The sequence below is a fragment of the Ureaplasma diversum NCTC 246 genome (assembly GCF_000731915.1).
In the GTDB taxonomy this organism is placed as follows: domain Bacteria; phylum Bacillota_I; class Bacilli_A; order Mycoplasmatales; family Mycoplasmoidaceae; genus Ureaplasma; species Ureaplasma diversum.
The window spans coordinates 1-13148 of the sequence record NZ_JFDP01000033.1 but is presented as its reverse complement, the minus strand read 5'-3'; the positions used below and the strand labels follow the sequence as shown (position 1 = coordinate 13148).

General features: G+C 27.5%; 10 protein-coding genes and 1 pseudogene. 3 read left to right on the top strand and 8 right to left on the bottom strand.

The genetic code is table 4. From position 1 onward, the window contains the following. The 7 genes from UDIV_RS01235 to rpmF form a co-directional block, all read right to left on the bottom strand. On the bottom strand, positions 1–451 hold a 451-nt coding region (locus UDIV_RS01235; RefSeq protein ID WP_318023569.1), incomplete at its 3' end, for a PP-loop family protein. 2 nt (positions 452–453) lie between these two features. Continuing rightward, complete coding sequence (locus tag UDIV_RS01230) at positions 454–5259, bottom strand: ABC transporter permease (RefSeq protein ID WP_038102171.1); 4806 nt, start codon at positions 5257–5259, stop codon at positions 454–456. A gap of 99 nt (positions 5260–5358) precedes the next feature. Then, a complete protein-coding gene (locus tag UDIV_RS01225; RefSeq protein ID WP_038102159.1) occupies positions 5359–6177 on the bottom strand; it encodes a bifunctional 5,10-methylenetetrahydrofolate dehydrogenase/5,10-methenyltetrahydrofolate cyclohydrolase in 819 nt (272 codons plus the stop codon). A 67-nt stretch (positions 6178–6244) separates the two neighbouring features. Continuing rightward, positions 6245–7585: a hypothetical protein gene (locus UDIV_RS01220; protein ID WP_038102157.1), complete on the bottom strand. Its 1341-nt coding sequence runs from the start codon at positions 7583–7585 to the stop codon at positions 6245–6247. 30 nt (positions 7586–7615) lie between these two features. Continuing rightward, positions 7616–10267, bottom strand: coding sequence for a hypothetical protein (locus UDIV_RS01215; protein WP_038102155.1), 2652 nt, complete (start codon positions 10265–10267; stop codon positions 7616–7618). A 240-nt stretch (positions 10268–10507) separates the two neighbouring features. Further along, positions 10508–10774 (bottom strand): hypothetical protein, encoded by a 267-nt coding sequence (locus UDIV_RS01210; protein ID WP_156021860.1) that lies wholly within the window; start codon positions 10772–10774, stop codon positions 10508–10510. Between the two features lie 17 nt (positions 10775–10791). Continuing rightward, positions 10792–10962 carry a 50S ribosomal protein L32 gene (gene rpmF, locus UDIV_RS04260; protein WP_081847796.1) on the bottom strand — a complete coding sequence of 57 codons (171 nt, stop codon included), beginning with the start codon at positions 10960–10962 and terminating at the stop codon, positions 10792–10794. A 161-nt stretch (positions 10963–11123) separates the two neighbouring features. Here rpmF and udk point away from each other — a divergent pair. The 3 genes and pseudogenes from udk (at position 11124) to UDIV_RS01195 (ending at position 12319) form a co-directional block, all read left to right on the top strand. Next, positions 11124–11745: pseudogene (gene udk, locus UDIV_RS01205) on the top strand (uridine kinase). 3 nt (positions 11746–11748) lie between these two features. Next, complete coding sequence (locus UDIV_RS01200; protein WP_038102154.1) at positions 11749–12036, top strand: hypothetical protein; 288 nt, start codon at positions 11749–11751, stop codon at positions 12034–12036. Continuing rightward, positions 12017–12319 (top strand): NifU family protein, encoded by a 303-nt coding sequence (locus UDIV_RS01195; protein ID WP_051749385.1) that lies wholly within the window; start codon positions 12017–12019, stop codon positions 12317–12319. Before UDIV_RS01200 ends, UDIV_RS01195 begins: the two co-directional genes overlap by 20 nt. Before the next feature lies 1 nt (position 12320). On the opposite strand, the gene UDIV_RS01190 is transcribed toward UDIV_RS01195, so the two are convergent. Continuing rightward, entirely contained in the window at positions 12321–12815 is a 495-nt protein-coding gene (locus UDIV_RS01190; protein WP_038102153.1) for a GNAT family N-acetyltransferase, read from the bottom strand. Between the last annotated feature and the right edge of the window lie 333 nt (positions 12816–13148).

Genomic DNA, 13148 nt, shown 5'->3' with positions numbered 1-13148 from the left:
CATTAATCATATTCATAAAGAAGGTTTCAATGGCATCATCAGCATGATGTCCCATTGCTACTTTATTACAATTAAAACGTTTAGCACACCCTATTAAAATAGCTTTTTTAAGTTTTGAACAAAGTGAACATTGGATCTTACCTTTACGCATATTAGCACGTAAAATATCACCCATATCAGTTTCTTCGATATGAAAAACTATTCCTTGTTCTTTTCAGAAGTTAATAATTGGTTCATAGTCAATGTGACATAAATTCATTTTTAAATGAATCCCAACGACTTCAATATCTCAATTTAATTCTCTTTTATAAATCTTTTTAATTAATCCTAAACTGTATAGTAATAACATTGAATCCTTACCACCAGATACACCAACACAGATTCTGTCATTGTTATTGATTAATTTAAAGATTTTGTTTGCTTTTAAAATATTTCCAATAATTGTTCGCATAATTAAGCCCGCTTACTTGCATTAACCACATTTGTTCGTTTAAGTAAATAAAGTGCAATCAACCAAATACTTAACAATCCCCCTAAAACAACTAAAGTAATTACTAAGAAGTGTCATCATACAAAACCAGTTGTAATTAATACTCCAATCGCACTAAAGATTGCTTTTGTAAATAAATCAATAATTAAAGTAGTTAAAGGAATTGATAATAATAACCCTAAAGTAAATGGAGTAATAAATGTAGTAACAAACAAGACTGCATTCTTAAGATCTGAATAACCCATATTCTTAAGTAAAGCTACAACTTTAGCAATATCAAACACAGAGTTAGCAGTCATTAAAATTACTAATAATAAAATAATTAATAAGAAAATACTAATTACAACAATTTGTACACTTGTAATCGTATTTGATGCTGTTCTTAATACTTCAAACATCACATCCACTGCTTCTACATTTTGTACCATTGATAAATAAGTATCATAACCAAATTTATTGATTAACTGATCAATGATTCATTCAGCTTGCTGAGTTGGTGTTCGTTTAGAGACAATGTTTTTGTTTTGATCATAAACATTAATAGCATCGTTTTGGAGTTGCTCTAAACTACTATAACCAAGTGCACGCACTAAGCGTTTTTGAGATTCTAAAATTGGGTGTAAAACTGATTTAGGATTATTTAAATCAGCTTCTTTAAATTTATTATTAGTGTTTAGTACATTTTCAATTAACTTAAGAGTAAATGCATCTTTTTTCCATCTTTCATCTGTTGGATATAGACCAGATGGTGAGTAAATTGGAACCATTCTTGTTAAGATTTCAGGAGCTAGTTTATTAGTTAAAATCCCATTAAAAGCCCCTTTATAACCAATGAAATTAAACTTCTCTGAATATGGTGATTCTTTTAGATTTAAGATCTTTCTTGCTGTTTCAATACTTGTATACATCCGTTGATCTTGATATGTATCATTAATTCCAACAACAGTTAGTGTAACTGATTTCTTAGTGAAGTTAAATTGGTATCGATCAGCTGAATTATGGATTTTAAAAGTAATTTGATCACCAATTTTTAGATTATGAGCTTTAGCTGTATTTTGATTAATAATTAAAGCATCATCTCTTTGGGTTAATAAACTATTTATCTTTTGATTATTACTATATAAATCAACTAATCTAGTATTATCAATTAAACCCATAATTTTATTATTTTTAATACTTGTATAATCTAAATTATTGATTTTAGTAATTGTTGAATTAACTCAGATATATGGTTCATCATGTTCAATTACTTTTCTTTGTTTGTTTTCACGTCTATAATCTAAACCAATACTATTAAACATAACCCCACTTCAAGTATGATAATACTTCTCATTAATTGATGGATGGGTTAATAATACTAAGTTAATAAACTCATCAGCTAGTTTTGTAGCTGTAATTGAATCTAATGAGTTAGTAGCTGCTTGTGAGTTAACACTATAGTAGATTTTCTTTGGTTTTCTTATGATTGTAATTGTTTGATTAGTGTTCTTGTTTGTGATCTTAAACTCATAAGCTTGAGCTCCATTTGAGATCTCTAGATCTGTAAATGAATTAAAACTTAATGAGACAGTTTTAGGATTAGCTGCATCTGGATCAATTACAATTTTAATTACATTGTTATCAATGTTTTCAAACAATTCCTTTTTAATTAAAATTGGATCATAGTTGTAGATGTATTCAAACTCTCCATTAGGATCTTGTTTTAAGAATTTAGATCTAAAATAAGAACTTAAACTAATTTTGTTAATTTCAGTTTTTTGTTGATTATTAATATTAGTTAAAAAGAATAGTTCATCATATACTAAATCATCATGTTTGATGATGTATTTAGTATCTAGTTTATTATCTTTATTTTGTACTTGATAACTTAATGAACTAATAAACATTTTATTATTAGCTATTCTGTTTAGATTAATAAATTTCTCTAATTGATCTTTATTATTAATAACAAGTCGTCAGAATTTATTTTCATAAACCATTGAACCATTAAAAGCAAAAAGGTTCATATTTTGATCAAAAATAATTCCTTTAAAAGAATAGGTTTTGTTTTGTTTTAAACTATCATCTTTAAGTTTAGCTGTTTGAGTTGATACTAAAGTATTAAATTGGTTAACATTATTGAATTCAAACTCATCAACAACATCATTAATGTTTAATATTTCATGAGCAATCTTAGCTACTTTATCAGAACTTTTAGCATCTAAAATCAAGTGATCATTAACTAGTGAAGTTCCTCAAAGTTTATAGTGTTTTTCAATTTCTTGTAGTGTGTTTTCAGGAATTAATGATTTAGTAATTGATCAAGGATTAGTGCTTGAACCTGCTCCACTAATTCCAAAGTTAAAGTCTAAGAATTGTTTTGCTTGAAAAGCATTAGCTATATATAATAAATCATAAGATTTACGTTCAGCATCTTTTGCTCCAATTAATTTTAGATTACTTAGATCTTTAATTAAATTAAGACCATTTAGTTTGGTTTTTAATTTAATGAATTGATCATAATCACTACTTTCATATTTTTGATCAATGATGTTATCAGTTTTTTGAGTAGGATCATTGCTTTTAACAGTAATCGTAGAACCGAATCGTTCAATGTCTGCAGAATGGTATTGTCCCCCTTCAATTGTTGGGGTTGATAGTTCGATCGCATACTTATATTTATTTGATAATAAAGTACTTTGGGTTGTATTCTCAATTTTGTCTTTTGTTGCACTTAAGAACATAATCAAACTAAATGAGAAAGCAATCATTGATCCTAAAATAAAGATTTGAGATAACGATTTAAACGAAAGTGTAATTGTATATCGACCAAATGCAGAACCATATGCAAATGGTTTTTTAATATATTTAACAATTCAAGAAATTTTATGAGTTTCACTTCCCCTCATTAAATCAATTGGATTCTTCTTTAACGATCATCAAGACAATAAAGCAATTAATCCAAATAAGAATAAGAAAGGAAGAATTACTACTAAGAATAGATTTAAGAAATTAAATGATTCAAACTCAGTTGGTAATAATCAATAATTACTAATTAAAGTAATTCCTAAAGGTTGAGCAAAGTGCGAACCTACTAATCCAATAACTCCACCTAATAAAGAAGGGATTAAACCAATTAAACCAAAACTTGTAATTAGTTTTCACTTCTCTATTCCATTAGCAAGTGAAATTCCAATATTGATCTTATTTTGAGCAATAAATCTTCTTACAATGATTGCTACTACAAAAATAGCAAAGATCATAATAAATAAAGTAATGATTAAACTAAAGGTTTTAATATATGTTGTAATTTGACTAACAAATACAATTCTTAATGGACTTGGTGTAATTTTATTATTTGTATCATCTTTAATATAAGCAGCAGGAATACTACTTGGTCAGTTCATATAAGCTTTAGTTTGGATCATTTTATTTAAATCAGAAACTAAAGCTTTATATTCTTCACTTTTTAAACTACTACCATCTTTGTTTTTAAGAACAATGTGTAACATTCTTTCAATTGGATTTGATCTAAAAGCATCATAGATTCGATAAAATCCGTTTTTGTTAACATACACTAACCCCTCTTTAACTGGGTTAGGAATAACTGATGCAAATGATACAATCGGATACATAAAATCAGGAGTGATCCCTGTATCTAATAGTACAAACTCAGTTGAATCAACTTTAAGTTTATATTTATCATCAATACTTGCAAACCAAGCTTCAAACTCGCTTTGTCTTTGATATTTCTTAATTGCTTCATTTCAAGTATTAAGATCAAATAATTGTTTCTTTTGATTATCAATAAATGGTTTAAAACCGACTATTGCATAAGCACTTTTCACATCAAAATAAACAGGAATGGGAATTCCTGCTCTTATAAAACTAAAAGCAATTCGGTGTTCTTTGACAACAGTTGATGCTTCTGTATTAATCTCTATTCCTTTTTTAGAAGGATATAAGATAGCAATAAATTGTTTTTGTACAGCATTTGCATCTGCTGCACTAAACTTTGAAAAATCAGCTACATTAGCTAGTAATGGATCATAGTTTTGATCTGATTTAGCATATTCATAAGCTTTGATGAATAGTTTACGATAATCGTCATCATCAAATTCTCAAGCACCATTAACAATATTCTTTAATAAATAGATCCTAGCTTTAGCAGCACTACTTAAATCCATTTGATCAACATCTAAAATATTAGATAAAGGCTTAAGATCTTTTTTACTTTCTAAAAGTTCTGTTTCATTAGTAATTTTATATAAATTATGATTGGGATTAGTTTTATTGTTATTAATTAAAAAATCAACAACATCAGAACTTGCATTATTAAAAATCTTTCTTAAATCAATACTATCAAATCCAGCACTTTCTAATCGTTTATTAGTTTCTGCACTAAAAGTATTAATTTTTTGTTTTGTTGAGTACTCAACAATTTTATAAGTAATATTATTACTTGCTGAGTTAACTAGTAATGATTGATGGGGATTATAATCAAACAGCTGATCTTTAGATACATAAAAAGTTTTTAGTTGATCTAAATCTTTATAAAAAGCTGCTTTTTTAGCTTCTCCGCCCTCTTCTGAATACGACTCATTAACAACCACATCATGTAGTTTTTGTTCAGTTACTAGTTTGTTGTATGATCTAGTAATTGTTTGTGAAACATTATTTAATAATAAGAATGAGAAGATTGTAATAAAAAGTAAAATACAAAGTCCAAAAAAACTGGCTTTGCTTTTGTTTAAATACCGATAGACATTTTTAATTAGTTTTTTAAACATAAAATCATCCTTAAAAAAGAAAGTTAAGGATTGTTTATGAACCTTTATAACAATCTATATTATAAGATTATACCCCTAAATTATCTTTTTATTACTATTTTATTTAGTAGTTAGAAAGTAATTATTAAATAAAAATAAGGTTGTTAATTTACCAATCCCGCCAGGGGTTGGTGTGTATTTAATATTATGCTCATTAGCATAAGTTTGATCAATAATAAACGATCCTTTTAGTTTATTGTTAACATACTCGGTTGTTACATCAATTAAATAAGTATTATCAGCTAATCAATCAATAGGATAAACTAAAGCTTTATTAATACAAGAAATTACTAAAGATGATCCTTTAATTAATTCTTGTTTATTAACTGTTGTTGAATTAATTTGTACAATTGATTTTGGTTTGTTTTTTAAAATAAGTTGATATAAATAATTCCCTAAATAAATTGATCGACCTAATATACAAACATCTTCTTGTTTTAAATCTAGTTTTAAATAATTAATTACTTCAAGCACTGCACTAACAGTGGCTGGATGATATTTAATCAAATTAAAATCATTTTGAATATAATTAGGTGCTACTATCCCATCAATATCATTATCTAAACTTAAATATGAGAAATAGTTTTGATCTAAAATAGGTTTAGAAATAGGAAATTCAAACATCATAAAATGATGATCTTTAATTTCTTTTAATAATCTATGATTAGTATCTAGATCATTAGTATATAAATCATGAACATAAACCTTAACATCAAAGATATTACCATACTTAACTTTTGATTTAATATAAGCACTATTAACATCAACTAATGAGCTATCATAAAAAACATAAATAGCTTTTTGTTTCTTGTTTTTTTGACTTAGTTCTTTTAGTTGATTAAGTTTCATTTCATATATTAGATCAATGTATTTTTTCATACTAAATTATATAAAAGACAAAAAAGCAAGAAAGCCTGCTTTTTTAATCTAACTTATTTCTATTTTTTTATTTATTGTCAAGTGTTGTTTTTAATGGTACTTTTTGGTTGTTAATGTATGCTTTAAGATCAATGTTAGAGTTGTTAACTGTTGCATTAACTGAATAGTTTGGTTGATAAACTGTTTTATATGCTTTATGAGTAACTACTTCATTTTTAGAAGCATTAATCTTTTGTAAGAATTCATAATCTGATAGATTACTATCACCAACACCAGCATCAATTAAATCATATAAGTTATCAAACTCATCATCAAAATCAAGAGCTTTTTTATTTTTAGCTGCTCAACGTACACTTGCTTTAATTCGTTTAATTGCTTCATAATAAGTTGCATAGTTAGCAAGCGGATGGTTTTTAGTAGTTAGTTTTGTTTTTAGATCAATAAATAAAGTGTATCAGTCAACTAAGAATTTTAAAACTGAAATCTCTAAACCAAGAGCTGATAAGAAATTGATTCGTTTTTCATATAAAGCTGCTAAGTATTGGTTTTCATTACCATAGTAGTTATTAAGCTTTAATCGGTTGATTTTAACGATTTGTAGCATGTGATAAACTCTGTTTTGTTCTTGGACTTCAAGAATTTCTTCAAGCTCAGAGATAACACCAATTTGTGTTGATAAAGCAAGTGTTAGTTTAATGAAGTTTTCTTTAGATGAAGAAGAATTAAATAAACTATCATCTTTTAATATTTTTTGTTTAATTTCATTGATTCGACTATAAACACTATCAAAATAATTACGTTCAATTTTTTCTAAATTATCTTGGTGTTCTTTATTTAATTTTTTAAGATCTTCACCATTTTTAAGCTTATTAGCTTTTTGAGTATAAACTTGATGTTCTTTAGCTGTTTGTTGATCTTTATTAATAATTAAATCTTTAATATCTTTAAAGTATCAATCAGCAAAAAGGTTATAACAAATTCTCTCCCCTTCATTGATGAATGAATTTAATCAATTTTCATTATCTTGGACAATTTCAACAGCATTCTCTTTAATGTTATTATCCATAAAGTTCTTTGAAATTGTTTCATAGTATTGATCTACTAAAGTTTCTAATTTATCAGCATAATCTTTAACTTTGGCTGGATCAATATCATTGTTTAAGATAACAATACTATCATCTTGAAAACCATAATCTAAATCATAATATGAGATGTTTTCAGCATCATAGTTATTATATAAAACACCACTAGTATGAACATTCCCACCATTTGGACAAACATGTGGATGATCTTGTTCAAATAATAAACCATCAGTTCTTCTAATTAAAACATTTTCAGGATTTCCTGTTCAACCTTGTTCTAAAAGTTGTTCTGTTTCTAAGTGAATCGTTGTTTTTGTTTTATTCATCGCTTTAGTTTCCTTATCATCCCTTAAATATTATTTTTTCTTTCAGAACCATTTTTTAGCTTTTTTAGGTTGTTGGTTAGATTCATCTTCTAAATGGATACTACTATCTAAATCATTGATTAAGTGAGTAATATCATCGTTTGTTTCTGTTTTATTAGATACAGTGTTTTCTTCTACTTGAACATCTTCTTGCTTGTCAATTGCATAGAATTCAGTTTTTAAGCTGTTGATTTGTTCTTGGTTAAGATCAGTGTCATTGTATGGTTTTAGATCGATATCATCTGGTTGATAATCAACATTGCTTTGTGTTTGTTCTTCAATTTCATGAGCTTGGTGACGAAGTTCTACTTTTTGATGCCCTTGTTCGTAGTGTTCAATATCTTCAAATGCTTCTTCATAATCTTCATGTTGATATTTTTCAGTGTAATTAATATCACCAACTGAATAGAATTCTTGTTCTAAGTTATTGATTTCACTTTCTGATAGTAATGTATCATCTGTTGGCATTAATTTAGAAATTGTTGGTTCATTATCTGAACTTGGTTCTTGTTTTTCATCTTCTTGTTTTGAAGAACATGAAGATTGAGTTTGACAAGTTGATTCAGATTGTGAAGCCATATCACAAGACATATCGCAGGTTTCAGCTTGTTTAGATTCACTAGTTGTTTCTGATTCACAAGACATTTGACATGATGATTGCGTTTCAGAATTCATTTCACAAACTTCAGGTTGTTTAGATTCACAACTACTCATCTCACAAGTCTTAGGTTGTGAAGAATCGCATGATTTTTCAGTGTCACAAGTCATCTCACATGATGATTGAGTTTCTGAGTTCATTTCACAAGATTGTGTTTGTTCAGTTGCACAAGACATTTCACAAACTTCAGGCTGTTTAGATTCACAAGATGATTGAGTTTCTGAACTCATTTCACAAGTCTTAGCTTGTTCATAATCACACATCATATCACAAGAAGAGTTAGCAGCTAATACTTCGTTCGTATGAATTTCTTCATGTTCACTATGTTCATCATCTTCGTGATCATCAACATAACAAAGTGGAATTTTATCATCTCGATTAATTCAAGCTTGATGTTCTTGTTGAGTAGGAATTGGGTGAAGAATAGAAGCGTAATATAAACCTTTCTTTTCTTCTTTAGTTAGATCATCTTCTTTTTTAGATGGACAAACTTTATAAGCTTTAAGTTTAAGAAGTTGAGCAACTATTGGATCAATATCTGATTCAGAATGTAATGAACATGAACCAGTTCTATTAGCTTTTTTAATTAGTGTAGATGGGTGAATAAATTCAAACTCAACTTCATCACTAATTACTTCATCAACTGGTTTATCTTGAATTTCTTCAACTAAATCAAAATTAGTTTCTTTAGTAGAGTGTTGTTTATAGATTGCATTTAATTCATCAATAATTGGATTAAGTGTTGGATCAACTACTTTATTTTTAGTTTCAACTACTTCAATTTCAGATATTGGTTGAATTTCATATTCTTGGTTTAAATTGTTTTGTGTTTGTTCTGTATGAAGTTCTAATTCGTGGTGAGTGTGTATGTGTTCGTGTTCGTGTTCGTGAGCTTGGTGACGATTTAATACTTTTAAATGTCCTTGTTCGTAGTGTTCAATATCTTCAATCGCTTCTTCATAGTCTTCATTATCATATTGTTCTACATAATTAATAGGACCAGCTGAATAGAATTCTTTTTCTAAATTAGCTATTTCTTCAGCAGTTAATAATGTATCATCAGTTGGTTTAAGTTCAGAAATAATTGTTCTAGAAATAGAACTATTATTAGCTACATTAAGTAATGATTCATCTAATTCTTCATTAGTGTATGATGATATTGAATCACGGTATTGAATATTTGTCTTATAACATTCAGGACAAGAATCTCAAAGTAGTTTATCTAAATCACATTGTGGTGAATTAGAAAGCATTGATCGACGAAGTTTATAATCAGTTCTTTCAAAACTAAATGGTAAGAATTCTTCGTATTTAAGATTAATACTATTGAAATCAAATGTTTCATTACTCTTAGCTAATTCTTGTCTATAATCAGCTTCAGTTAGTAATGATTTTAAATATACAAGGATACTAATAACATCAAGTCTTGATAATAAAGAAGACTTAATATCATTAAATCTTTGTTCACTAAACATTAAATTTTCATTATCAAGTCTAAATTTATTGATTTCACCATTAAACTTATCAAAATCAAAAGCAGCTTCAGCTAATCATTCTGAACATTGTTGATCTAAGGTTTTAATTTGTTCTTCAGTTCAATTTTGTTCTTTAGGATTACCTAAAAATCAAGCTAAAATATCTTGAGTTCAAATCCCTTTTGAAATCAAATATTCTCTTGTTTTGTTAAATGCATCTTTTAAGTATGGTTTATCAATAACATTAAAAGCAAAAAGTGAACTATCTTTAGCAGCTTTGTTTGAAATAAAGCTGATTGTTTTTAGTTCATCATCTTTAATTGATGGATCACTTAGATAAAAATGCCCTTTAGTAGTGCCTTTAGGAAGAAAGATTTCATCTTTATATGTATCAATGCTATGTAATTTTACTTTTTCATTTTTTAAATAAACGTCTTGATTTTGTGGATCATTAATCCCTAAAAGAGCAGCTTCTTGTTTAGTTAAAAAAATTGTATTAGATCGTTTCATTTAATATCCTTCCTACTACTTTTCCATCTTTTATTCTCTACTTATCTATATTATTTTGTGTGTTTTAGATAAATTTATTTGATATTGTTATTTTATAGCTATATTACCTTATGTAATTATACTATTTTTTAATCTTATTTCTTTTGATAATATTTCCATAACGATTAAATCAAAACATCAACAAGACTTAAAGTTTTAATAAAAGAACAAAAAAGAAGTGCAATGCACTTCTTCATATTTTTAAGCTAAACGAATTCCAATCGCAATCGCAATCGTGATAATAACCCCTAACAAAATAAACATTGTTGTTACTGTTAAAAGGATATTAATAATAAAGTTTTTACCTTGTTTCTTAAGTTTCTTTTCTGTAAAATGAATCACGCTTGGGATGTTTAAAACCTTAGTTAGTTGGTTTTCTCTTTTTAGATCATCCTGATTCGTAGCAAGCGGATTAGTGTTTTGTTCTAATACTTGATTAGGAACTAAATCTTTACTTTTTTGTTTCATACTTAAGTAAATAATAACTAAATTGCTAATTTCACGTTACGGTATGTTTTACATTGCTTGCAAGCTCGATGAGGTAGTAATGGTTTCCCACAGTCACTGCAAGATGTTGTGATTGGTGCAGTTAAATGGTCGTGGCTACGACGCATTCCCTTACGTGATTTGCTTACTCGTCTTTGTTGTACAGCCATATGATCGCCTCATTTCTTTCTTGCATTTTAATAACCTTATTATTATACATTAATTTAACTAGTAATAAAATAGTTTTTTATATATTTACTTTTTAAAGTTAAATAAGTGTGTTTGTAAATATTATAATTTATACATACAAGATTATAGGTTTAAATAGAAGATGACTAAACAAGTTATTATGATAGCAATCGCTGGAGCTTCAGGATCTGGCAAAAGTACTTTAGCTAAACTGATTATTTCAAAAATGCCCCCATCTTTAAAAACAATTGTTGTTTGTCAAGATTCATACTATTTTTCAAACAACCAATTAACTGCAGAACAACGAAGATCAATTAATTATGATCACCCTAAAAGTTTTTGATTGAGACTTAATTAAAGAACAACTAACTAAAGTAAAACAAGAACATAAGATTAATGTTCCTAGATATGATTATATTAATGAAATTAGACTAGAACAAGGTGATTCATACAGTGATGTTGATGTAGTGATCTTTGAAGGGATTTATGCTATTTATGATCAAAGTATTAATGACTATTTTGATATTAAGATCTTTGTAGATACTCCAAAGGATGAATGTTTAACTAGACGTTTATTAAGAGATATTAATGATCGAAAAAGAAGTTTAGAATCTGTAATCAAACAATGAAGAGATGATGTTTCACCAATGTATGATAAGTTCATAGAACCTTCTAAAAAGAATGCTGATTTAGTAATTATGACAATTCGTGAAAACAGCGTAGCTGTACAAACAATCATGAATTGAATCTTAAAGAAGGTATAAGGTATGAGCTATTATGGAATTATTAAATATAAATTAACAGATCATGCTATTAGTCGTCTTAAACAACGAGAACCTAAATTTAAAGATATGAGCAACATTATGATCAGTGCTCATATCAACCAACGTTTAAATAACATTAGACCAGCTTATACAGATACTAATGGATATTTAGTATACATTGACCCATATAACCAAGGTTATAGCTTTTTAATTAACCAAGATAATATCGTAATAACTTATACAAAACGATCAATTAATAAAGGGGACTTTTATGCAAAAAGAAGATGATAGACTTAATTGGGATTATAATCAACAATTAAGTAAGATTAAAGAAGTATTAGAGATGTTAAGAGAATATGTAAGAATGGATGGGGGAGATTTTGAATTTGTTAAATATGAAGATCAATGTGTTTATATTAAGATCTTAGGAGCTTGTGTTGGTTGTATGTTATTAGATGTTACTTATAAAGAAGGATTAGAAAGAATCCTTAAAAAAGAAGTACCACAAATTAAAGAAGTAGAACTAATCGTTCCTAAGTTTGATACTTCTCGATTCTTCCCTTTTAATTTTTAGCTTAAGCTAATTCTAAAACCATATGAACAGTAGCTCAGTTACTGTCATCTTTTTTAATAACTTTAAAACCACATTTCTCTCATAGTTTCTGAGCACCAGTTAAGAAATCGTGGGTGTGTAAATAAAGGATTTGTATTGATCGTTCTTTTGCTATCTTTTTTAGTTCATTAAATAATAAAGTAGCAATCCCTTGTCTTCGATATAATGGATCTACATATAGTTTTAAAACTTCAACTGTTCGTTTGTTTACATCTAAGTCTAGATCTTTAAATCTAAAATCAAATTCTACAAAAGCAATAGTAGCTATTAGTTTATCTTCATCATAATAGTTGATTCAACAACCATTATCACTTTCTATATAAGATTGTTCAAAATTAGCTAGATCCTTTGGTAAAGTACTATGATCTAGCATTGGAAAAAGGATTTTCCGTGCTTCCATTATGAATTTGATACTTATATCTTTATCATCTTTGGTAGCTATTTTTAAATGAAACATAATCTAATCCTTATCAATGATGTTTATATATTATAAAGCTTTTAGATAGTTATTGGTGTTATTGAATAGTTAGAATGATGAATAAAGTAGGTGGTTTTAGGGGTTAATAGTAGGTTAAGGAGATGAAAAATCAACACCTGAGATGATATGGTGTTGATTTTTATATTGTTTTGTAAATGTTAATAAATTGATCTTAATTAATGATTAAGAAGCTTTTCCGGCTGTTGCTGCTGTTGCTGCTGTTGTTGAACCAGTTGATGTTCCTGATGATGCGGCAGAGTCTGAAGTTGAACTTGTTGAACCATTTGATCCTGAAGCGACATTTGATGAACC